This is a genomic window from Citrobacter sp. TBCS-15 (assembly GCF_005280815.1).
Taxonomy (GTDB): domain Bacteria; phylum Pseudomonadota; class Gammaproteobacteria; order Enterobacterales; family Enterobacteriaceae; genus Citrobacter; species Citrobacter werkmanii.
In genome coordinates this window covers 150400-173497 of the sequence record NZ_SZWK01000289.1, presented here as the reverse complement: position 1 = coordinate 173497, position 23098 = coordinate 150400, and the positions used below count along the sequence as shown (strand labels likewise).

Below are 23098 nucleotides of genomic sequence, written 5' to 3'. Positions count from 1 at the left end.
GATGAAAAAGACGCTGATTTTGTTAGGCATGGTGGTGGCGCTGGTGATCCTGCCGTTCTTTATCAACCACGGTGGAGAGTACGGTGGTTCAGACGGTGAGGCGGAAAGCCAGATTCAGGCTATCGCCCCGCATTATGAGCCGTGGTTCCAGCCGTTGTACGAACCGGCAAGTGGCGAAATTGAAAGCCTGCTGTTTACGCTCCAGGGGTCGCTGGGCGCAGCCGTAATTTTCTACATTCTGGGTTACACCAAGGGCAGACAACGCCGTGATGACCGGGCTTGACAGGCTTAGCTATCAAAGCCGCTGGTTTCATGTCTCGCCGGTGCGGAAATTTCTGCTCTGGCTGATGATGATGATTCTGGCGTTCACTCTGCCCCCGCTGGGGCAGGGTATCGAGCTGTTGCTGATTGCCGCACTGAGCTGCTGGCTGCTGCGCATTTCCTTCTGGCGCTGGTGCCGCTGGATGGCGTTGCCGTTTGGTTTCCTGACGGTCGGCGTCGTAACTATCCTGTTTAGTTTTAGTCGCGATCCGCAAACCCTGCTGGCCAGTATCCCCGTGGGAAGCTATTGGTTCGGCGTGAGCGCGCCAGGACTGGTCACTGCCAATGAAACCTTCTGGCGCAGCCTTGCGGCGCTGGCGGCAACCTTCTGGTTAGTGCTGAATCTGCCGTTTCCGCAGTTGATTATTTTACTCAAACGCGCACACGTTCCTCGCCTGCTGACTGAACAGATCCTGCTGACCTGGCGGTTTATTTTTATCCTGTTAGACGAGGCGCTGGCTATTCATCGCGCACAAACGCTGCGTTTTGGTTATCGTAGCTTGCCGTTGGGCTACCGCTCGCTGGCGATGCTGGTGGGACTGTTATTTACCCGTGTGTTGATCCGCTACCAGCAAATGACCACCACCCTGGATATCAAACTGTATCAAGGTGATTTTCACCTGTAAGGAAAAGTATGCTTGCCACTTCAGCGCTTTGGTTTCGCTATCAGGATGACCCGATCCTCAAAGGGCTAACGCTGGACTTTTCTACGCATGCCGTCACCGGGCTGGTAGGGGCCAATGGCTGCGGGAAATCCACGCTGTTTATGAATCTGAGCGGGTTATTGCGACCGCAGCAAGGCGCGGTGATGTGGCAGGGCAAACCGCTGGATTACAGCAAGCGCGGCCTGCTGGCGCTGCGCCAGCAGGTGGCAACCGTATTTCAGGATCCCGATCAGCAAATCTTTTATACCGATATCGACAGCGATATTGCTTTCAGCCTGCGCAACCTTGGGGTGGATGAAGCTGAGATCTCACGCCGGGTGGAGGATGCGCTCACGCTGGTTGATGCCCAGCATTTTCGCCATCAGCCGATTCAGTGTTTAAGCCACGGGCAAAAAAAACGCGTGGCGATTGCTGGTGCGCTGGTGTTGCAGGCGCAATATCTGCTACTGGATGAACCCACTGCAGGCCTTGACCCATCAGGCCGCACGCAGATGATTGAGATAATCAAGCGCATCGTGGCGCAAGGAAATCACGTGGTGATCTCCAGCCATGATATCGATCTTATCTATGAGGTCAGCGATGCAGTTTACGTTTTACGCCGGGGCGAAGTGCTGACGCATGGCACGCCGGGGGAGGTTTTCGCCCGGACGGATCTTATTGAACAAGCGGGATTAACTCAGCCCTGGCTGGTAAAGCTGCATACTGAGCTGGGTTTCCCGCTGTGTAAAACAGAGGCTGAATTTTTTAGTCGTATGCGAGAGAACGCACTGAAGGAGGCGTCATGACGCAGGCAATAATGTTGCAGGGAACGGCATCTGATGTGGGTAAAAGCGTGTTGGTCGCCGGGCTGTGTCGAATTTTTTACCAGGACGGACTGCGTACCGCGCCGTTCAAATCGCAGAATATGGCGCTGAACTCGGGCATTACGCCAGAGGGTAAAGAGATGGGCCGCGCGCAAATTTTTCAGGCGGAAGCCGCCGGTATTACGCCGGATGTGCGTATGAATCCGGTGCTGCTTAAGCCAACCAGCGATCGTAAAGCGCAGGTAGTGCTGATGGGTAAAGTGGCAACCGATATGGACGCGGTGAGTTACCACGAGTACAAGCCACGTCTGCGGGAACAGATCTTGTCAGTTTATAATAGCCTGGCGCAGGAGTTCGATGTGCTGGTGCTGGAAGGCGCGGGAAGCCCCGCTGAGATTAATCTGCGCGATCGCGATATCGTCAATATGGGCATGGCTGAGATGGCGCAGTGCCCTGTCGTTTTGGTGGCGGATATCGATCGTGGCGGCGTGTTTGCCTCTATTTACGGCACGCTGGCGCTACTGCATGACCATGAACGCGCCAGGGTAAAAGGGGTTATCATCAATAAATTTCGCGGTGATGTGGCGCTGCTGTATTCCGGTATCGAGCAAATTGAAGCGCTGACCGGTGTTCCGGTGCTGGGCGTCATGCCATGGCTGGATGTTGATCTGGAAGACGAAGATGGCGTTGCGCTGCAAAAGGGCAAGTATTTGCGCACTGACAAACGCGATATCGATATCGCCGTTGTTCAAATACCGCACATTTCTAACTTTACTGATTTCAATGCGCTTGCTGCTCAGCCGGACGTGCGCGTGCGCTATGTTCGCCAGCCTGAAGAGCTGGCGGGGGCCGATCTGGTGATTCTGCCAGGCAGCAAAAACACGCTGGGCGATCTGGTCTGGCTGCGTGAAAGCGGAATGGCGCATGGCGTCGTGCAATTGCATCGTAATAACGTTCCGGTGGTGGGGATTTGCGGTGGCTACCAAATGCTCGGCGACACCATCATTGATGAGGTGGAATCAGGGCTCGGTACGCTGCCGGGTCTGGGCTTGCTTAATACGGTGACCCATTTTGCCCAGCATAAAACCACGACCCTGGTTGAGGGGCAAATGTCTTCTGCGCTGCCTGACTGGCTGGCGGGCGCGGCGGGGTTATCCGTTCGCGGTTATGAAATCCATATGGGCGAAACGGCATTATCCGAAGCATGCCAGTCGGTAATGACACTGCGCAAAGAAGACGGCAATGTGTCCGACGGCGCGGTAACGCCGGATGGCCTGGCCTTCGGTACCTATCTTCACGGACTGTTCGACAGCGATGCATTTACCCGTGCGTTGGTGAATGGCTTGCGTGTACGCAAAGGGTTAGCACCGCTGGATTCCACTTTCCATTACGCGCAATATAAATCGCAGCAGTTTGATCTGCTGGCGGATGCGATGCGACAACACATCGATATTGAGAAAATTTATACCATCATGCAGCAACATCAGGAGCCCGTATGATGATTCTGGTTACGGGCGGCGCACGAAGCGGCAAGAGTCGGCATGCGGAAGCGCTGATCGCTGATTCCCCAAACGTTCTGTATATCGCGACTTCGCAGATTTTTGATGAGGAGATGGCGGCGCGAATTCAGCACCATCGTGATGGACGCCCCGCGCACTGGCGTACTGCCGAGCGCTGGCAACATCTTGATGAACTGATAACGGCAGCAAACGATCCTCAGGAAGCCATTTTGCTGGAGTGTATCACCACCATGGTAACCAATCTGCTGTTTGCGCTGGGTGGTGACAGCGACCCGGATAGCTGGGATTACGCAGCGATGGAGCAGTCCATCGAGGATGAGATCCGTTCGCTAATTGCTGCCTGTCAGCGCTGTCCGGCAACGGTCGTACTGGTGACTAACGAAGTCGGAATGGGGATTGTTCCGGAAAACCGTCTAGCCCGTCATTTTCGCGATATTGCAGGACGCGTGAACCAGCGACTGGCGACGGCAGCTGATGAGGTGTGGCTGGTGGTATCAGGAATTGGAGTCAAAATTAAATGAGTAAGTTGTTCTGGGCAATGCTGTCTTTCATCAGCCGCTTGCCCGTTCCTGCTCGCTGGTCGCAAGGACTGGATTTCGAGCACTATTCGCGCGGTATCGTGATGTTCCCCCTGATAGGCGTGGTGCTGGGCGGGCTAACGGGGTTGGTCTTTATGGCGCTGCAGCCCTGGTGTGGTATTCCACTGGCAGCCTTGTTCGCCGTATTGACGCTGGCGTTGTTGACCGGAGGTTTTCATCTGGACGGTCTGGCGGATACCTGTGATGGTATTTTTTCTGCCCGTCGACGCGAACGGATGCTGGAAATCATGCGCGACAGCCGTCTGGGAACCCATGGCGGGCTGGCGTTAATTTTCGTTTTGCTGGCCAAAGTGCTGGTCGTGAGCGAACTGGCTTTACGTGGCACGCCAATGCTGGCGGCGCTGGCTGCGGCATGTGTCGCCGGGCGGGGTACCGCTGTTTTGCTGATGTATCGACATCGCTACGCCCGCGAAGAAGGGCTGGGTAATGTCTTCATCGGCAAAATTACCGGGCGTCAAACCGCCGTCACGCTGGGGTTGGCGGCGATCCTGGCCGCCGTGCTGCTTCCGGGTATGCGGGGCGTGGCGGCGCTGGTTGTCACGATGGTGGCGATTTTCATTCTTGGGCAGTTATTAAAACGTACGTTGGGTGGACAAACCGGCGATACGCTGGGCGCAGCCATTGAACTTGGCGAGTTAATATTCTTGCTGGCTCTGCTTTGAGTCAGCCAACATACTGGAACCCTTATGCAGACTTTAACCTCTTTACTCCACGCGATTCCTTCACCTGACAGTGCCGCGATGCTGCGTGCTCAGCAGCATATTGATGGCTTACTAAAGCCGCCGGGCAGTCTGGGTCGCCTCGAATCGCTCGCCGTGCAACTGGCTGGTATGCCTGGCCTGAAAGGCGCACCGCATGTGAACGGCAAAGCGATGTTGGTGATGTGCGCCGATCACGGCGTCTGGGATGAAGGGGTTGCCGTTTCGCCTAAAGTGGTTACGGCTATTCAGGCCGCCAATATGACGCGTGGCACGACCGGCGTTTGCGTTCTGGCCGCTCAGGCTGGAGCAAAGGTGCATGTCATTGACGTCGGGATTGATGCGGAGCTTATCCCCGGCGTGGTGAATATGCGCGTCGCGCGCGGCTGCGGCAATATTGCCCAGGGCCCGGCAATGAGCCGTTCGCAGGCCGAGGAACTGCTGCTGGAAGTTATCCGCTATACCCATGAACTGGCGAAAGAGGGCGTAACGCTGTTTGGCGTGGGTGAACTCGGTATGGCAAATACCACGCCTGCGGCGGCTATCGTCAGCGTGCTGACCGGCAGCGATGCCGAGGATGTGGTAGGCATTGGCGCTAACCTGCCGCTTTCAAGAGTAGGCAATAAAGTTGAGATTGTGCGGCGAGCCATTGCCGTCAATCAACCGGATCGTAATGACGGTATCGATGTACTGGCTAAAGTGGGCGGGTTTGATCTGGTGGGCATGGCGGGGGTGATGCTTGGCGCGGCCTCCTGTGGGCTGCCGGTCGTGCTGGATGGTTTTCTTTCATACTCTGCTGCGTTGGCGGCCTGCCAGATCGCACCGCAGATTAAACCCTATCTGATACCGTCACATTTCTCTGCTGAGAAGGGGGCTCGCACTGCGTTGGCGCATCTGGGGCTGGATCCGTACCTCAATATGGGGATGCGTTTAGGTGAAGGCAGCGGGGCCGCGCTGGCGATGCCGATTATTGAGGCAGCCTGCGCGATGTACCACAACATGGGGCAGTTAGCCGCCAGCAACATTGTGCTACCGGATGGTAAAGAAGCATAGTTACGTGAGCCATGAACCTCGCCGCTTGGCGAGGTTTTTTATGCGCATTGAAGTTGTAACCCACTAAAAGTGATAATAAAAGCTATAATTACTGGATATCGGCTGCGGCAACGGAAAGGTAAAAGATGCGTCGTGTAAAACTGCTTTGTTCACTCATCATGCTGCTTGCAAGTCAGGTAGCACACGCGGTGAGTTATCCGCTGCCGCCAGAAGGTAGTCGTCTGGTAGGTACCCCGCTGACGATAACGGTCCCGCCCGGAAACACCCAGCCGCTGGAGGCATTTGCCGCGCAGTACGGGCAGGGATTGAGCAATATGCTCGAGGCCAATCCCGGCGTAGATGTTTTTCTGCCTAAGTCTGGCTCAACGCTGGTGGTGCCGCAGCAACTGATATTGCCGGATACCGTGCGTGAAGGCATTGTTATCAATGTCGCCGAAATGCGTCTTTACTATTATCCCGCGGGCAGCAATACGGTAGAGGTTTTACCCATTGGTATTGGTCAGGCAGGGAGAGAAACCCCGCGTAATTGGGTGACCGCGGTTGAGCGTAAGCAGGAAGCGCCGAGCTGGACCCCGACGCCGAATACCCGCCGTGAATACGCCGCACGTGGGGAAACCTTACCGGCGTTTGTCCCTGCCGGACCAGATAATCCGATGGGTCTGTATGCAATTTATATCGGCAGGCTTTATGCCATTCACGGTACCAATGCTAACTTTGGTATTGGTCTGCGGGTGAGCCAGGGCTGCATCCGTTTGCGTAATGACGATATTAAGTACCTGTTTGACACGGTGCCGGTTGGAACGCGTGTGCAACTGATTGACCGACCGGTGAAATACAGCGTGGAGCCAGACGGCAGTCGCTGGGTAGAAGTGCATGAGCCGCTGTCACGAAATCGTTCGGAGTACGAGTCTGACAGAAAGGTTCCCTTGCCGATCACTCCCGCTTTGCGCACATTTATCAGCGGGAGTGGCGTGGACGTGAGCCGCGGGAATCAGGCGCTGGAAAGACGCTCGGGCATGCCAGTAAACATCAGCCAGGTTCAGCAGCATTTTTAATATCAAAGCGGCCCAGGTTTATCGTCAGGTAAGATGGGGCGCTTTTTTAATTTGATACTGGCCCATTTTTACCACGCCGATATGGTCTGCCATTAGCTGCGCTTCATGCTCGCTGTGGGTAACCAGCAGTGCCGTTTGCCCGGCAGCGCGCAAAATATCCCGTACCTCGTTGCCAAGGCGCTCACGTGTGCGCTTATCAAGGCTGGAAAAGGGTTCATCCAGTAACAGGATTTCCGGATGTGGTGCCAGCGCACGTGCAAGGGCGATGCGCTGCTGTTGACCGCCGGAAAGTTCATGGGGATAGCGGCTGGCATGGCTATGTAACTCCACCATTTTTAACAGTTCCGCCACCCTGGTCTGCTGCTCTTCACGCGGCATGCGGCGTAATCCAAAGGCGACATTTTGGTGCGCGGTCAGATGTGGAAATAGCGCATATTCCTGAAAAACCATGCCGACATGGCGTTTTTCAGGCGGGAGATGAACACCGGGAGCGGCAACACGATGCTGGGACACATAGATCTCTCCGCTTCGCAGTCGTTCAAACCCCGCAACTGCGCGTAGAACCGTGGTTTTCCCGCAGCCTGAAGCACCCAACAGACAGGCGATTTCCCCTTTGCGTACCGACATTGAAAATCCATTCAGTACCGATTGCTGGCTGTTGCCATAGGCAACGTGCACATCCTGGAGGCGTAATGCAATTTCTGACATTGTTACTCTCTTAACCCCGGCGAGTCATTTGGTGACGCACCAATAAAATAACCGGTAGCGTGCCAGCTAAAACAATCATTAGCGCAGCGATTGCACCTTCTTCATAAGTTCCACGAGCGGCTTCCGCATACAGCAATGTTGCCAGCGTTTCGAAGTTAACCGGACGCAAAAGTAATGTTGTGGGTAGCTCTTTCATCGCGTCGGCAAAAACCAGCAGAGCGCTGCTCACCAGGGCCGGGCGGAGTAAAGGGAAATGAACCCGTGCAAACGTGCCCGCACCATTCTCGCCCAACAGCCGGGAAGCCTGCTCCAGCGAAGGTGGAATGCGTCCCAGACCGGAATCCAGCGCGCCGATGGCAATCGCCTGGAAACGCATAGCACAGCAAATAACCAGCAGGATCCCGGCTGACATCAGCGGTAGGCCACGCACATCCAGCAAGTCAGCCAGCCAACGGTCAACCGCCATGGCGGGCGTTAAAAAACCAATCGCCAGGATTGTGCCGGGAACCGCGTAGCCTAAAGAGGCCAGACGCATCACGCCACGGCGAAACCCCGGCATCGCGTTGTCTGCAGCGCTATGGCGAGCGCTCCAGGCCACCAACAGACTGACACAAACCACCACCAGCGTGGTTCCCGCCGCGAGCAAGAGCGTATTTTGTAATGCTGACAGTAACGAGGGTGAAAGGAAGTTGTCATCGCCGATACGTTTGGCGCTTTCCCACATTAAAAACAGCACCGGGGCCAGAAAACCCAGCACAACCGGCAGCGAAATAACGGCACCAAGCAGCCAGCCGCGCCAACCCTGCACGCGCGTGGGTTGAATTTCCCGCAGACTGCGGCTGCTGAACCCCTGTTTTCTGCGGCCATAAAATTCCAGCGTCAGAATAAAGAAGATAAACATCAGCATCATGCTGGCGATTTGCGCAGCTGAAGATAAATCGGAGCGCGAGATCCACGTGGTGTACACGGTAACAGTTAACGTCTGTACCCCAAGGAATTCCGACGCGCCGATGTCGTTAAGCGTTTCCAGCAATGCCAGACTGATGCCAACGGCCAGGGCCGGACGTGCCATGGGGAGGGCAACACGAAAAAAAGTTCCGGTCGCGCTGCATCCCAGCGTACGTGCGGCTTCCAGCAAATGAGCCGGCTGGCTGATAAACATGGCGCGTGTGGTCAGGTACACGTAAGGATAAAGTACTAAGCCGAGCAGAATTATTGCACCAGAAAGAGAGCGTAAATCTGGCAGGCGGAACTGTCGTGGGCTGTCAAAGCCCAGTAAGAAACGAATAAAGGTTTGCAGGGGACCAATCGGATGCAGCAGATCGAGCCAGGCAAAGGCGACGATGTAGGTCGGCATCGCCAGCGGCAATAGTAGCGCCCAACTGAGAATTTTGCGGCCAGGAAAATCCCATGCCGTCACCGCCCATGCGCTACCTACACCAATGACGCCGACCATCACGGCGACCCCCGCTAACAACAGTACGGTGTTTTTTAACGCGGCAGGCAACACCCACGTCAGGAGATTATCCCAGTGAGATAAATCGGCCTGGGTAGCCTGCCAGATCAGCGCAATGATGGGTGTCAGGACGCCAAGCGCCACGCACAGCGCGCCAAGATGCAACGGCGTTAATAATGACTGCGGCCCGGAAACCAGGCCGCGTAACGCTGGAAACTGCAAAGGTTTATTGATCGAATCCAACTTTATCTACCAGCAGGCTAGCTTGTTTACGATACTTCACGATTTCGGTTAACGGTGTCTTATCGACATCAATTTCACCGATGGTGGCGCTGATAACCGGATCAAGCGTTACGCCTTTCAGTACCGGATATTCGAAGTTCGCTTTCGCATACTGCTGCTGGGCAGGTGCGGAAACCAGATACTCCATCAGCTTAACGGCATCGGCTTTATTTGGCGCATAGCGGGCAACGGCAGCGCCGCTGATATTGACGTGTGTACCACCATTCTCAAAGGTTGGTTTTACGACTTTGATGGCATCGCCCCATTGACGAGCATCGCTGCCTTCTTTGGCATTTTTCATATGGCCGACGTAATAGGAGTTAGCCAGACCGATATCACAAATTCCACCAAGGATATCGCGGGCAACATCGCGGTCACCGCCGGTAGCTTTACGGGCCAGGTTAGCTTTCACGCCGCGCAACCAGTCTTCGGTTTTAGCTTCGCCGTGATGGGCAATCATCGCGGCAATCAGCGCCGTGTTATACGGATGTTGTCCAGAGCGGATACAGACTTTTCCTTTATACTCCGGGCTGGCGAGTTGTTCGTAATGCCAGTTATCAATGGGCATTGATTTTTCGGCATACAGTACGCGGGCACGCATAGAAAGCGCAAACCACTGATTATCTGCACCGCGCAGGTTAGCAGGAATGGCGGCTTTCAGCGCTTCTGACTCTACCGGTTGGGTCACACCCGCTTCAACTAAATCGAGGAGATTGCCTGCATCTACGGTCATCAGCAGGTCGGCAGGTGAATTTTTCCCTTCTGCTTTGACACGCTCAAGCATGCCATCCTTGATATAGACCGTACTTACTTTGATACCGCTGGTTTTTGTCCAGCTATCAAGTAAAGGCTGGATTAGGCCAGGTTCGCGGGTTGTGTAAAGCGTTAATGTTTCCTGGGCGAAAGCCGGCAGGCTAACAGCGAAGACCAGGGCAGAGGCAAGCGTGATACGGCGCAGTCCGGTGCGAGGCAGAGCATTCATCGTTTATATCCCAGAGTAATTGGAACGTACAGTGAACCGAGCAGGGCTCGTTCTTTTGGCTCGCGTACAATAAATGATAATCACTAGCAGTTACAATAATTGCAAAGTTTAAACGATTTACATTTACATAACTTTAATCAATGGTGTGATGAGACATGGAATAGGGGCGGTATAACAGGCAGAACGCTTATGCAAGATGCTTTTATGAAAGCCTGAAAAGCAAAAAGCCCGCTTAAGCTTCCTTAAGCAGGCTTCTTAAATTTGGCTCCTCTGACTGGGATCGCCTTAGCTATTAACTGGCTGATTGGTAAGCTAAACATAAAAATCGGGATTGTCAAGACCACCAGAATGACCACCTATTCATGCTCCAGGGTCAGCGGGGCATGGTCGGCTATCTGCCACTGAGCGATTTCTCCCATCAGCCCACGGATAAAGTGCGCTGTAATACCGGCTGCGACCCGACTGGCGTCATCATATTCATACGTGACGGTGGCGTCGTCATTTTTCGCTTCCACCAGGCGGCACAGCGTGTCATAGATGAACGTCGTACGACTGAGAACCCGGTCACTGCTGCCTTGGGTCACTTCTTCGTTTCCCTGCGCCGTCTTAAAGTTCCCGCTCCAACCGTAAAACCAAAATCCCCACGGATATACAGGGGGCATATTTTGCCGCAACTGGAGACGCTGCTTAAGCTGGCTGGTGTGTTGCAGTTTCACTTGATGAACTGGTCGGGGGGGCGATGCCAGCAAGGATGGCTACACGAACTCTGGCAGCAGGCCGACGCACTGCCGGATGAAGAGCGAAGCAGGCTCGAAGGCGGGATTTGACGGGGATTAAACAATAAAAGCCGGGAATATAAGAGGATCTTTCCCGGCTTTATTTTTAGGTCATAGCAGCAAATAATTATTCTATTTTACTCTCCCTGCCTTAGATTATGATGCCCACTCTTCCTTTTCAGGTAAATATCCTTTCCGCCAACAGGTTAAAATTTTAAACATAGCTCTCATATAAAAAACATTTTTAGTATCGTTCGTGACTTGCTTTAACAAAGCAACTTCACCATTTTTTTTATTTATTTCAAAAACTCCATAGTCAGTTATGGAATATTTTGATGACGTTGGACGAAACTTATATTTCGCCATTTCATCTGTTTCTTCAAACTTCAGTATTTCAATATGATATGCCATAATTTACTCCCATACTCTGCCACTTCGTTCTGCGGCATCGTGTGCTACCCTGTAGTCTGTACCAAATATTCCTTCAAATCGTGACTCAAATTGCTCATGTCGTAGAAGGTTAATATCACTAGCCGTGTAATCGCCAGTTTTTAAGCGATCCCAAGCATTAACAATTGCTGGATCTGCATCAAATCGAGATAATCCCCTGTCATAGCATATGATCTTTGAAGAATAAATGATTTTTAACTCTGGCTATAATGGATTCTTTCCAACCTGTATTTTTTTCTATTAAAGAAATATCATTCGGATCAAAACGAATGAGATCATACATTGATTCTGCTTTCTCCCATCCGGATATAGATTCAGGGTTTAAAACCTGCCGACCACCTGTTTGTTTACATAAACCCAACGGATCTATGTATTTCAGCGGATTTTTGACATATCCATACGGATTTAACCCACCTCTTAGCCCTATGGGGTCAGGACAGAGAATCTCACCGGAGTGTGAATCGTACCGTCAGCTTTGTATGTAAATTACCAAGCTCATCGCGTCGTAGTTCATACGCTACCGCCATACCCTGATAAATTAAACTATCTGCACAATGCTTATTTTACTATTTAATCAGCATGTTAAACACAAAAAATATCATACCCAAAACCCAGCACACTCTTAAAGCCGGCTATGTCAGAGCATGCGTAAAACCGGCATGACCACATATTACTCACAGCATCCCAGCCTGACCCTCAAGGGTGACTGGTTAAGAGAAGCGGGATTTGAGACAGGGAAAGGCGTCACGGTGAAGATTTCGGAAGTGGACGAAGTGAGGGAGCTACGGAAGGAGCTTTATCTGATGAAAAAGTCGATGAATCATGTTAAGGCGGGGGTAAATAATGTGGTGAACGGGGATTAAATAATAAAGGCGGGGAAGATTGAGGATCTTCCCCGGTTTTTATTGAATTATTATGCTTTATCTCCTGCTAAGATAGCTGTTGCATAGTCTACTATTTTATCGAGTTTTCTTTCCTCTGTAATAGAAAAATTAGCATACTGAGCCATTGCTCTGCATGTAGATAATTCCTCAATGGACTCTAAGTGATTATTTAAGTTCTTTATATTATTATACCTTAATGAAAAAAATCAGCAGACTGTTTTTTTATTCAATAATTATTTCATTTAAAACATTAAGTAAATTTTCTGTTTTCATTACCACGGAACCCCTGTTGTATTTGTTACCCAAACATCTGGAATATTCGATATCACAGCTTGATATCCACCATCAGGATATCCTGCGCCCTGAGCGGCTGCGGTTCCCTCGCTAACCCATGTACCTTGAGGAACTCTAAATTTTGACACATCAGTAATATTGACACCCCAATTATGGCGAATAGCAAGATCCTGCCTCAGTGTATCTTCTGATGTATATAATTTATTCGTTAACCATGAATATTTTCTACCGGTTCTATTATCTACACCATGATATTTATAGGAAAATTCATCCTGAGTCAACTTTCTATTTGTATATATCCCATTCTCGAAAGCTGATTCAATATTATCTGGTAATTTAGGGCCGGGATAAGAATTACCCACATCCGTTTTACATAATCCCAACGGATCAATATAGCCAAGCGGATTAGGTACATACGCGTAACTGTTTATCCCCCCACGTAGCCCTATCGGATCAGCACACCGGTATTATCCCGTGTCACAATCGTAGTACCAGAACTGGTTATAGTGCAATCAAAAACCGGGAAGACAAGAGGATCTTTCCCGGCTCTTAACTGAAAGTATTTATTTCAGGAGATCAACAGAATTAAATTCAAATGATATTTTAGAATCTTCAATATCTTCTAGCTTATATTTATTACGATCATTTGAAACATCAATCACTGATATTTTAAGATGCATGAATTGAGTTAATCCACCACCTATATCTTCCATTCTCATATTACTGACATCATAAAAATAAAAAGATACTTCATCGACGACATCTTCATTATCACTTAATGAAAATAATACATTATATTTCATGGTGATAGGATCAATATCTATATGCACCATCTTTAATATATTGCTGTTTATTAGTGCGTGATTTAGCTTATTGATATTCATGGTCAATTCCCCCCTGTATTAGTTCTGGTTTGTTTCCCTTTTGGACTATATCCAGGACCATATTCATACTCATGCACATGAGGATTAGAATGATAATCTGGAGCCGACGGATTACCATACCCATGATTACTATAATCAGTACGTTGGATCTGCCTGCCATATTGATCATACTTAACAGTGGAATATTCAAGTTCACCTGTATCAGGATTAAATTTATAATGTTCCAATTCTCTTGTACCTGGTGTTACTTGATGGGGTGCATTCTTGTGCCATGCTGAATCAGGTAATAATGGACCATCATTATTTATCTCTGTTTTACATAAACCCAACGGATCTATGTATTTCAGCGGATTTTTGACATATCCATACGGATTTAACCCACCTCTTAGCCCTATGGGGTCCGCGCACAGATACTGCCCTGTCCCGCAATCATAGTACCGGAACCGGTTATAATACAACCCCGATTCTTCATCTTCATACTGTCCCGGAAAGCGCAGGCGACAGGTGGGGGCGTCTTCTTTGTTCCTGCCTTCTTCCTGGCCCCACAGTCGCTGTTTACCGCGCCAGACAATGGTGCCGTCTTCGGTCAGTAATTCCTGAATACGTCCAACGGTATCGGTCACCGCATAGTGCAGTTGTCCTTTCTCATAACGTGCCAGCGGTGTGAAGCTGCCCGGCTCGTATATCCAGCGAATGGCGTTTTCGTATTCCGGTGTACCTTCCGGGCTGACCGGGATTTCTTCGGTTAGCTGGTCGCCGTTCCAGTGAAAATCTGTTCCGGGTTTGTTCTTGTTGGTGCAGCGCTTGCTGATGCGTCTGCCGAACGGGTCGTATTTATATTCCCAGCGTTCGCCTTCCGGGGTTTCCAGTCCTGTTAGCTGGCTCCGCGCATCCCAGCGGTAGCGCCAGGTGAGCGGGCGGTAGCCGCCTTTATCCAGCAGCTTTTCCACCAGGCGACCATTAGCATCGTATTTCCAGGTGGTCTGCTCATCCCGGATGACTCTGATAAATTTACCTTCTTCCGGCATCCCGCTGTCCGGGTTAATGCGATGTGTTGAGTGCCGCCATTCTTTGCATTCCCGTGATACCATACGTCCATGCTGCTGATGCTGGTGAGCTTCGCTTTCCAGTACATCATTTACCCAGGTCTGGCGGCGGGAGATATTGAGGTTTCTGTCGTAAGTGAAACGCTCCTCGCACATTGGTACGCTGCTGCTGCCGGTCCAGGTGGCGTGGCTTATCTGGTCGTTTGCCGTGAGACTGTTGACCATCGTTCCCCGGTGAGAATCGGCAATCATCGTCAGGTTGTACGCTTTGTCATACAGCCACTGGCGGTGCAGGGTGTTGTTGCGCCGGTAGTGCGGATTCTGTTCGTTCAGGTCACCGGTCTGTTGGTCAGTCAGCATTCCCGTCGGGGTGTAACTCTGGCGGAGGCTGAACCCGGCATCACTCTGCCGGGATATTTCCTGGCCGCACAGGTCGTGCTCAAAAATCAGGGGAGCATGGTTCGCTATCTGCCACGAGGTCAGGTCACCCATAAGACTGCGGGTAAAGTGCTCAGTAATACCGGCGGTGGTGCGCTGCGAGACCGTATCCTGGTCGGGGTCGTAACGATATTCCGTGCGCCTGCCGTTAATGGTTTCGGCGGTGACCCGGCTGGCATCATCGTATTCATACGTGACGGTGGCATCATTATTGCGAGCCTCGACCAGGCGGCTGAAAGCGTCGTAGGTAAACGTCGTGCGACTGAGCACCCGTTCACTGTCGCCCTGCGTCACTTCCTCGTGGGTCACCTGGTTTGTGACGCTGTACTGGCGGTTCAGGTGAGTGCTGTCGGGGAAGGTGGTGCGGATGCAGCGCCCACCAGCATCGTAAGCGTAGGTCAGCGTGCGCCCGGTAAAATCAGTTTCTGCAGTAAGCTGCCCTGCTTTGTCATATTCCAGCCGGTAGCATTCACCTTCGGCGTTGGCGATTTCAGTCAGGCGGGTGAGTTTATCGTAGCGGCATTCCAGCCGTTCTCCATCCGGACGCACGACAGCGGTCAGCAGGTCAAACGCGCCATATTCGTAGCGGGTGGTCTTACCTTCGCCATCGGTGACACTTTCCGGCAGTTTTTCGCTGTTCTGGCGCATCAGTTCGCGCACGCCGTCCGGGCGGTTGATTTCTTCCACGCTGCCCTGAGGCCCGGCATGGCTCTGACTGTGGCGGAACAGGGTGGTGAAGCCCAGCGGGTCTTTCACGCTCAGCAGTCTGCCCAGGATATCCTGTTCGGTCTGCGTCACGCCGCCATCCGGCGCGGTGGTTTCACGGACCTGATGCAGGGGATTGTAGTCCCACTGCCAGGTGGCACCGCCCGGCATAATCTGCCGGAGTAAATCGCCCTGTTCACTGTAGCTGAACTGCTGCTTCCGCCCCTGCGGGTCAGTCAGGCTGGCCATGCTGCCTTTATCGTCGTAAGCCCATTGCCAGACCTGATTACCCGGTGCGGTCAGCCGGGTAAGTTGCCCGTGTTCGTTGTAGTCGTAGTACAGACTGTAGCCGCCCGGCAGAGCGACCTGGCTGATGTCACCTTCCCGGTTATAACGGTACGCCGTGGTGCGCCCCGGCGCATCGGTGCGCGACTGAAGCCGGGCATTGTCCCAGACGGTGGTTTCTTCCCGGCCCAGCGGGTCAAGGCTGCGGGTGACCAGACCATCTTCGTTATACCAGTAGCGGGTTTCACCGCCTTCGGCGTCAATGTAGGTGGTGCAGTGTTCTTCATCGTTATAGACAAAGCGGTCGTCGTAATAGCCTTCCGTTGACAGGGTGCTGATAACGCGACCCTGAGTGTCATAGCGGATATCCACGCAGGTTTTGTCCGTGTCCCGCCAGCGGGTCATAAACCCTTCGGGAGAATAGTCATGCCACAGGTGTGAGAACTGAAAGGTATCGCACTCTGACAGAAAACCGTGACTGTCATACCGGCACGTCACCAGGCGCTGACGCTGCGGCGTGACCAGGTCGATGCTCACCAGTTGCCGCTGCTGCCAGTCAAGCGAAAGCGCGTAACCATCGCTGTGGCGAATTTCCGTCAGCAGGTTATCCGCGCGGAGAAAATCAATCCGGTTGCCGTGGTGGTCGTGAATGGCAGACAGCAGGTAAATGTCGTGGCCTGCCGGGGAAAATATCTGCGTCTGCTGCGTGCGACGGTCAAATATGCGCACACCCTCTTGCAGGCTCCCCGACAGCCGGTAATATGCCTGGCGGGAGTTAACGGCATCGCGAAAAACACCGTCCTGTGGAAGGCGGTAATACAGCACCACGCCTTCGTGGTCGGTAAAGTGCAGACTGCGACCATGTACCGTCAGAGAGACTGACCACTCATCGGTCCATTTCGGGCCAAAGATGCCACCGCTTTGTGCCTGTGAGCGATAGAGGCGGGAGAGAGTCAAAGGCAGCGTGCCGGGAAGGGTGAGGACGCTGAGAGCCTGAATGAGGCTGCCGCTGGCTACATCCACCGGGTCACCTGTACACGTCATATTGCCCTGACTGGCGTTATTACCCTGACCGCTATTATCCGTGCCTTCGCCTTTAACTATTGCTCCATTGTCACTGTCGGGAAGGGCATCATCAGCCAGTTTCTCGGTGCGGGACATATCACCGACAGCGTTTTCGCCATTTTTTATTTTCAGCAAGTCAGCGGTGAACTCACCGGCATGCTTTCCTTCATTCGCAAGCTTCCTGGCGGCCCGCAGGGTTTTCACCAGCGTAAATCCCCCTTTAAGCAGGCCATATCCCCCCAGTGCCAGAGAGCCATAGTTATAAATTTTTCCGCCGAGCGCCTGCGTGTCGTTATCCATCTCCAGACGGTATTCATCCAGGTTAAAATCACCGGCATGCTCCCGAACCTCCGCCCCCAGGTTGTACATATCCCTGCCCAGCGCCTCCTGACCCGTGGCTGAGAGTATGGCAGCGTTCATCTGCATTTCCCCGGCATGCTGCATCACGGCACCTTGGCCCATCATCGTCACCATATCCGGGAACTGGTTCCAGAATGCCTTGAGGCCTCCAATGGCCAAATCCAGCTGGACGGGAGCAGCCCCGATTTGTGCACGGCTCTGGTCAAGTTGTACCATCAGCATCATGTCCCAGAAGCTTTGCTCTTTCTCCGTTTCGGGAGCAGGCTGTGGGTCTGCCTCTTTTGCCATGACACTGGCGGCAGGTGGCTGGCCGATAATGATGCCGGTGGTGTTTCTGGCGTTCATCCAGAACGTATCAAAGTGACGCAGAACGGGCCTGCCGCTGACTCTGAAGGTGGTGCTGTGCTCCAGCGGCTCGCAGATATCACCCACCGTACCGCTTTTCACTCCCTTAGCCACACCCGGTTCATCGCCTTTTGTCGCGGGAACGAAACTTTGATCCAGTACCAGCACCGGATGTCCGTTCGCTTTGACTGACGGGACAACCCGCACCGCATCACCCAGACTGGCGGTAACAGGATAAGGGACGGGCGGCGTGGCCGGGCCCATCGGGGTTTTACAGACATCCGGTGTCAGGCTGACGACCGTCCACAGCCCGTCCTGGCGGGCGATATAATTCTTCGCCATCATTCTTCTCCTGTCACGTGATAACGGGCTTCCATCACCCGTACTGACGAATTAACGGGTAACAGATATCGCCAGGTCTGTTCGACGGTCAGGGCATCCGTGTCAATAAGCAGCGTGTCGGTCCACATCATCTGCGGAATACATTCGCCAGAGTCCATCCGCAGCAGAATGCCGGCCCGACTGGCGGGTAATGTAAAACTGATATCACCCTCAGGATGCAGGCCACTCAGGACGAACCTTGTACCGGGGACCGGGAAAGGAATTTGCTGGTCATGCGGAGCGCAGTTCCAGTAGCGGAAATTAAAATCCTCCGGCAGGTCAGGATGGCGGTTTTCCAGCCATGCCTGGTTGTAAGTCCCGGCCAGCGGCAGCCGGGGTAGCCAGGTACGGCTGATACAGCCAAAACCCGCAGGCTGAAATTCAGGTGCAGACCCGTCTGCTTTCCCGTCCAGACAGGCAATAAAATGATGAAGGGTGAATGGATATTCAGCTGAGATGATTCGGGGCGCTTCGGCCTGCCGGATTTTACCGGCCTGCTGATACCATGACTGCATAAAGCCCAGCCCCAGAGGGTTTACCGGGCAGACCGTGTGTGCCAGCGGGGAATTAAACGGATCAGGGGGTTCGCGCCGCTGTTCGTCGGTCAGACGGTATTCTGCCGGGATGCGGTCAGCATATTCGCTGTCAGGTTCGGTGCGGCATTCACCGCCAAAGGCGTGGCGATAATTCAGCGGCAGGGAGGTAAATGGCCCCGGTGCTGTTTCATGCCATTGTCCGGTTAATGGCTGTTGCCGGTAAAAATGCTGGCCGGTGATAAGCAGTCTTTTGTCCAGTATCATTTCACCCGACGGGGCGTGTATTAATACACCGGCGATCGTTTCTGGCGCAGCGACGCCATTCTGGGTGTAAGCCGTTCCATTGACGATGATGTCGCAGACGGGTTTGAAGGGGGCAAGGTCACTTTCCTGCCTCACCGGAGAGGTATTTAATTCCCCGAAAAATTTATCCTCCAGGCATAACGGCAGCGCCGGATATTCCATCAGTATTGTCTGCCACTGCCCTTCAGGGTTCGGCATAAGGCGAAAGCCGGTTTTCATGGCAATGACGTGATACCGTTTGCCATGCTTATCGTCCATCGCATATTCCATCACTGCGAATGGCGTCAGATTCCGAAATTCCATGTATCATGTTTCCGATTAATAATATAAAACCGAGTTTGCTTATGCTTTATTAATTTGGTAGATGAATATAAATAATGCGCTTGCAGAGTGGCATTAATTAGAAAGTCTTTTGAAAGCGGGTTATGTGAGGTAAGTCTGTATTATTGAATTATTTTATGTATTATTTGGGTGTTGCATGCGAAATTATTATTCAATGATGTGATTGATATTGTTAATTGTATTTTTAACTGGGTGGCATTATTTTTAAGTAATTCTCTGGGTGAATATGTTTCTGTGTACGGAGTTATTGTCTGAAGCAATGCTTAAACTGACATACTGAAATTCAGTTTTCCATTTATTTCACCACTGTCCGGGGATAATCTCCTTCGTGCATTCTGTTGTCTGCGGACGACGCCCTTTGCTTCATGGCCTGAAAGAAGCACCTGAATTATTCAGGATGGTCATTCCCTTTACCGGCGCAAACCTCGTAACACGCCGGGCCACAGAAACTGTGGCAGAGGTCATTATTTTCTGCTGTTCTATTGCACCAGTTGATTTCGCTGGTTCTCGCCATCTGTCGGAATTTATTCCGTGACGCACGCAGCCCTTTAACTCTGCACCAGACAACTCAACTGCGCCAGCTCATGGCTGGATTCTGAAACCACTTTTTCAGGCCATTTCACGCATTAAGGAGAACACAAACCGATACCGAGGCGGATCAGGATGATCCGGGGGATGACCCGCTCAGGCGGGCGGCTGCTCTGAGAGCACAACCGACACCCCGCAACACCTCAACGGCTGCCGCCCCGGCGCTCAGGTATCGTTCGCAGCCCCGACAAAAAAACAGGGGCTATCGGCCTGTGCGCCGGGGAAAGCTGTATCAGTTTTGGGTTATGGAGTTGAGGCAATCATTAAAAGGGGAAAATATAGGAATTCTGGCGCAGGAGATGATGAGGCTGGCGAAACAGGCGGGAGGCAGCCATAAGACCGTTCACGACCGCATTAAGCTGGCGCAGCGTTTTTGTGAACGTCTGGTGATGGCGCAGAATGTGCAGATCCGCCGGGTGGAACACCTGAAAGCGCGGCATGTTGAAAGCTATGTCCGTGAACGGCTGGCGCAGGGCATTACAAAGCGTTCCCTGCAAAATGAGATGGCGGCGGTGCACTGCATTCTGAAACAGGCCGGGCGCGACAAACTGGCGCAGAGTGAGCGGCTGAATAACCGTTCTCTTGGTCTGTCTGGCGCATCCCGCAACGGTACAAAGCTGGCGATCACGCCGGAGCACTATCGTGACGTGCTGGAGACGGCCCGCGCAAAAGATCCGGGTCTGGCGGCAGCACTGGAACTCTCCCGTCTGATGGGGCTGCGTTCGCAGGAAGCGGTACAGAGTGCGCAGTCTCTGAAGACATGGCGGCAGGCTCTGGAGCGTGAAGAATCCCGGTTAACGGTGGTGTTTGGCACCAAAGGCGGACGTCTGCGGGAAACCGTTATTCTGGATGTTGTGGCGGTCAGAAAGGCACTCGATAATGCGCTATCTGTTGCAGAAAACCGTCATGACAGGCTGCTCGATAAACCGGATCTCAGAAGTGCAATGAAATACTGGCACAGCCAGGCGTCACGTATTGGTTTAACGGGCGTGTATTCCCCCATTCGTTACGCTATGCGTGGGCGCAGGATGCGATCCATCATTATCTGACGCAGGGATTCAGTGAAAAAGAAGCACTGGCGATGACGGCGATGGATCTGGGGCACGGCGACGGGCGCGGACGGTATGTGGCGCAGGTGTACGGGCGGCGGGGTGATACTGACTGACAGCCATTACCTTTCGTTATCCCCACGATCGATTGCTGTCTGCCGCATCATATTTGACCTCAAATATGATGCGGTGATGACTGTTTAATTGTTCAGTTTTAATTGGAAATAGCTTTTTAAAAGGTATTACCTTCGTAAAAATCATTATTAATCGGTTTTCGTGCAAAATTATTTGGGGCCAAATAATTCTGTACGATTTTCTATCAATGGCTGTGGCAGAGATCCCGGTTACTGCCTGACGAAAATAAAAGGGTTGCGCCAGAAAAGGCGAAGGCCATAAGGGTAAAGGGCTGGTAAGGGTAACAGCGCCAGCCCGGAAAAGGCTAAAGGGCTGAAAAGGTCTTAGTACTGGTGCAGTTCGATGTTTACCGGGTAGTTTCTGGTGCAGGTAAACGATGATATTGAACTGGTGCAGCTATTGCGTTCCAGCAAGTCGGTTGCTGGTGCTGATTGTCTGACAGTGGTTGCGCAACGTAAAAAGCAGATCCGGATTAAATCCGGATCTGCTTTTTCATTTTTAACAAATTATACTGCTACTGGCTCAGGCCGCTTTATGCCGCCGGGCATAAATATAGGGTGCAACGTACCCCTCGCGGCTTACGTCAAGATAGTCTGACCACCACTGCATCATGTCCTTGCGTGCATCGAGATGTTCAGCACGATGGATATATGCTGCCCGCACGCTGTTGCGTTCCTGGTGACTCATCTGCCTTTCCACTGCATCCCGCGACCAGAGCTCAGATTCCACCAGTGCGCTACAGGCCATTGCCCGGAAGCCATGTCCGCAGACGTCGGTTTTGGTATCATAGCCCATCAGACGTAACGCCCGGTTGATGGTATTTTCACTCATCGGTTTATAGGGGTTATGGTCGCCGGGGAAGACCAGCTCCAGATGATCTGAGATTTCCTGTATTTGCTTCAGAATAGCTATAGCCTGCCGGGACAATGGCACAATATGCGGAGTGCGCATTTTTGCGCCACGACCTGAAAAACGAACTTTATCTATCGCCTCTCGGGTGGCGGGGATGGTCCAGATTTTGTGTCTGAAATCTATCTCGCTCCAGCGGGCGAAGCGCAGTTCACTGGAACGGATAAACAGATGCAGAGTCAGCGCTACCGCCAGCCTCGTAAGCTGCCGTCCCTGCTGATAGCCGCCAATGCGCTCAAACAATTCGGGCAACCGCTCCAGCGGCAGGGCGGGATAGTGATTTTTAATCGGCGGCGCGGTGACGCCTTCCAGATGCAGCGCCGGATTGTTTTCAGTCAGTCCCTGCTGAACGGCGTAACGCATGATGTTGCAGAGTTGCTGCCGGGTACGGGACGCGACTTCCAGAAAGCCTTTGTCCTCGATAACTTTCAGTAACGCCGTGAAATGCTGCGTTTTGAGCATCGTGACGGGCAGATGACCAATTGCCGGAAAGATATGATTTTTCATACTGGCAAGAATGCGTTCTGCATAGTCAGCCGACCATTTCTTGTTGGTTTTGTGCCATGCCACCGCAACGGCCTCAAAGCATTTTTCCGGTGATGCGGCGGCTTTTTCAGTCATGCGTTGTTGTGCGGGATTAATATTCTGCGCCAGCAGTTTACGGATACCGTCGCGCTGCTGGCGGGCGTCAGAAAGCGAGACCTGCGGGTATGCGCCTAACGCGATGCGGGATTCTTTTCGGTTGAAGCGATACTTGAGATACCAGAGGCGTGAACCGCCCGGATTGACGAGCAGATACAGACCCTGAGAATCGGTCAGTTTAAAGGGTTTATCAGAAGGCTTGATACTGCGGATTTTCGCGTCGGACAGGGACATATGGTGGTCACTCCATTATCGAACTGAAATGACCCCAGATCAGACCACCAATTTCGCCGGATGCGCAGGGAAAACCAGACACGCATTGGGAAATATTTTCACGCTAACTTATTGAAACCTAACTGAATAGGGACTTATAAGCACGCCTGAAAACAGGAATTTGGCTCCTCTGACTGGACTCGAACCAGTGACATACGGATTAACAGTCCGCCGTTCTACCGACTGAACTACAGAGGAATCGTGTGAACGAGGCGCATATTACTGACCTCACCCTGAGGTGTCAACAGTAAAATTAGCGCGTCATT

General features: G+C 52.4%; 19 protein-coding genes, 1 tRNA gene and 2 pseudogenes. 10 read left to right on the top strand and 12 right to left on the bottom strand.

The window, feature by feature from the left end; all coding sequences use genetic code 11:
• Window position 1 precedes the first annotated feature (1 nt).
• The 8 genes from FDW96_RS16620 to ldtA all read left to right on the top strand — a co-directional run bounded on the left by FDW96_RS16620 (window position 2) and on the right by ldtA (window position 6714).
• Window positions 2-283 (top strand): energy-coupling factor ABC transporter substrate-binding protein, encoded by a 282-nt coding sequence (locus FDW96_RS16620; protein WP_006683999.1) that lies wholly within the window; start codon window positions 2-4, stop codon window positions 281-283.
• Window positions 270-947 carry an energy-coupling factor ABC transporter transmembrane protein gene (locus tag FDW96_RS16615; RefSeq protein WP_061381967.1) on the top strand — a complete coding sequence of 226 codons (678 nt, stop codon included), beginning with the start codon at window positions 270-272 and terminating at the stop codon, window positions 945-947. Before FDW96_RS16620 ends, FDW96_RS16615 begins: the two co-directional genes overlap by 14 nt.
• A gap of 8 nt (window positions 948-955) precedes the next feature.
• Entirely contained in the window at window positions 956-1771 is an 816-nt protein-coding gene (locus FDW96_RS16610) for an energy-coupling factor ABC transporter ATP-binding protein (RefSeq protein ID WP_038641638.1), read from the top strand.
• Complete coding sequence (locus FDW96_RS16605) at window positions 1768-3288, top strand: cobyric acid synthase (RefSeq protein WP_137365967.1); 1521 nt, start codon at window positions 1768-1770, stop codon at window positions 3286-3288. The genes FDW96_RS16610 and FDW96_RS16605 overlap by 4 nt, the downstream gene beginning before the upstream one ends.
• Window positions 3285-3830, top strand: a complete 546-nt coding sequence (gene cobU / locus FDW96_RS16600) for a bifunctional adenosylcobinamide kinase/adenosylcobinamide-phosphate guanylyltransferase (protein ID WP_042307622.1) — start codon at window positions 3285-3287, stop codon at window positions 3828-3830. The genes FDW96_RS16605 and cobU overlap by 4 nt, the downstream gene beginning before the upstream one ends.
• Window positions 3827-4570, top strand: a complete 744-nt coding sequence (cobS, locus tag FDW96_RS16595) for an adenosylcobinamide-GDP ribazoletransferase (RefSeq protein WP_042307624.1) — start codon at window positions 3827-3829, stop codon at window positions 4568-4570. The genes cobU and cobS overlap by 4 nt, the downstream gene beginning before the upstream one ends.
• 24 nt (window positions 4571-4594) lie before the next feature.
• Window positions 4595-5659: a nicotinate-nucleotide--dimethylbenzimidazole phosphoribosyltransferase gene (cobT, locus tag FDW96_RS16590; protein ID WP_061381965.1), complete on the top strand. Its 1065-nt coding sequence runs from the start codon at window positions 4595-4597 to the stop codon at window positions 5657-5659.
• A gap of 125 nt (window positions 5660-5784) precedes the next feature.
• The gene (ldtA, locus tag FDW96_RS16585) at window positions 5785-6714 is read left to right on the top strand and encodes a L,D-transpeptidase (RefSeq protein WP_137365966.1); all 930 of its coding nucleotides are present in this window, start codon (window positions 5785-5787) and stop codon (window positions 6712-6714) included.
• Window positions 6715-6738: 24 nt separating this feature from the next.
• Here the strand turns inward: ldtA and FDW96_RS16580 are convergent, their stop codons facing one another.
• The 6 genes and pseudogenes from FDW96_RS16580 to FDW96_RS26285 form a co-directional block, all read right to left on the bottom strand.
• Complete coding sequence (locus FDW96_RS16580; protein ID WP_079223639.1) at window positions 6739-7422, bottom strand: ABC transporter ATP-binding protein; 684 nt, start codon at window positions 7420-7422, stop codon at window positions 6739-6741.
• Between the two features lie 10 nt (window positions 7423-7432).
• A complete protein-coding gene (locus FDW96_RS16575; protein WP_137365965.1) occupies window positions 7433-9121 on the bottom strand; it encodes an iron ABC transporter permease in 1689 nt (562 codons plus the stop codon).
• Window positions 9105-10142 carry an extracellular solute-binding protein gene (locus FDW96_RS16570; protein WP_042307634.1) on the bottom strand — a complete coding sequence of 346 codons (1038 nt, stop codon included), beginning with the start codon at window positions 10140-10142 and terminating at the stop codon, window positions 9105-9107. The genes FDW96_RS16575 and FDW96_RS16570 overlap by 17 nt, the downstream gene beginning before the upstream one ends.
• Window positions 10143-10498: 356 nt before the next feature.
• Window positions 10499-10858: a hypothetical protein gene (locus FDW96_RS16565; RefSeq protein ID WP_042307637.1), complete on the bottom strand. Its 360-nt coding sequence runs from the start codon at window positions 10856-10858 to the stop codon at window positions 10499-10501.
• A gap of 216 nt (window positions 10859-11074) precedes the next feature.
• Window positions 11075-11329: a hypothetical protein gene (locus tag FDW96_RS16560; RefSeq protein ID WP_042307639.1), complete on the bottom strand. Its 255-nt coding sequence runs from the start codon at window positions 11327-11329 to the stop codon at window positions 11075-11077.
• Between the two features lie 391 nt (window positions 11330-11720).
• A pseudogene (locus FDW96_RS26285) lies at window positions 11721-11834 on the bottom strand (RHS repeat-associated core domain-containing protein); the annotation flags it as partial.
• Between the two features lie 178 nt (window positions 11835-12012).
• Here FDW96_RS26285 and FDW96_RS16550 point away from each other — a divergent pair.
• Window positions 12013-12231 carry a SymE family type I addiction module toxin gene (locus FDW96_RS16550; protein ID WP_224759900.1) on the top strand — a complete coding sequence of 73 codons (219 nt, stop codon included), beginning with the start codon at window positions 12013-12015 and terminating at the stop codon, window positions 12229-12231.
• 293 nt (window positions 12232-12524) lie between these two features.
• Here the strand turns inward: FDW96_RS16550 and FDW96_RS16545 are convergent, their stop codons facing one another.
• The 4 genes from FDW96_RS16545 to FDW96_RS16530 all read right to left on the bottom strand — a co-directional run bounded on the left by FDW96_RS16545 (window position 12525) and on the right by FDW96_RS16530 (window position 19197).
• A complete protein-coding gene (locus tag FDW96_RS16545; protein ID WP_212732922.1) occupies window positions 12525-12908 on the bottom strand; it encodes a hypothetical protein in 384 nt (127 codons plus the stop codon).
• 201 nt (window positions 12909-13109) lie between these two features.
• The gene (locus FDW96_RS16540; protein ID WP_137365964.1) at window positions 13110-13430 is read right to left on the bottom strand and encodes a hypothetical protein; all 321 of its coding nucleotides are present in this window, start codon (window positions 13428-13430) and stop codon (window positions 13110-13112) included.
• Between the two features lie 2 nt (window positions 13431-13432).
• Window positions 13433-18019 (bottom strand): PAAR-like domain-containing protein, encoded by a 4587-nt coding sequence (locus tag FDW96_RS16535; protein ID WP_137365963.1) that lies wholly within the window; start codon window positions 18017-18019, stop codon window positions 13433-13435.
• Entirely contained in the window at window positions 18016-19197 is a 1182-nt protein-coding gene (locus FDW96_RS16530) for a DUF2169 domain-containing protein (protein ID WP_079223649.1), read from the bottom strand. Before FDW96_RS16530 ends, FDW96_RS16535 begins: the two co-directional genes overlap by 4 nt.
• Window positions 19198-20102: 905 nt before the next feature.
• Here FDW96_RS16530 and FDW96_RS16525 point away from each other — a divergent pair.
• Window positions 20103-20989, top strand: a pseudogene (locus tag FDW96_RS16525) (integrase domain-containing protein).
• 541 nt (window positions 20990-21530) lie between these two features.
• Here FDW96_RS16525 and FDW96_RS16520 read toward each other — a convergent pair.
• A complete protein-coding gene (locus FDW96_RS16520; protein WP_042307644.1) occupies window positions 21531-22793 on the bottom strand; it encodes an integrase arm-type DNA-binding domain-containing protein in 1263 nt (420 codons plus the stop codon).
• A gap of 161 nt (window positions 22794-22954) precedes the next feature.
• Window positions 22955-23030: transfer RNA gene (locus FDW96_RS16515), tRNA-Asn, on the bottom strand.
• Window positions 23031-23098: the final 68 nt, after the last annotated feature.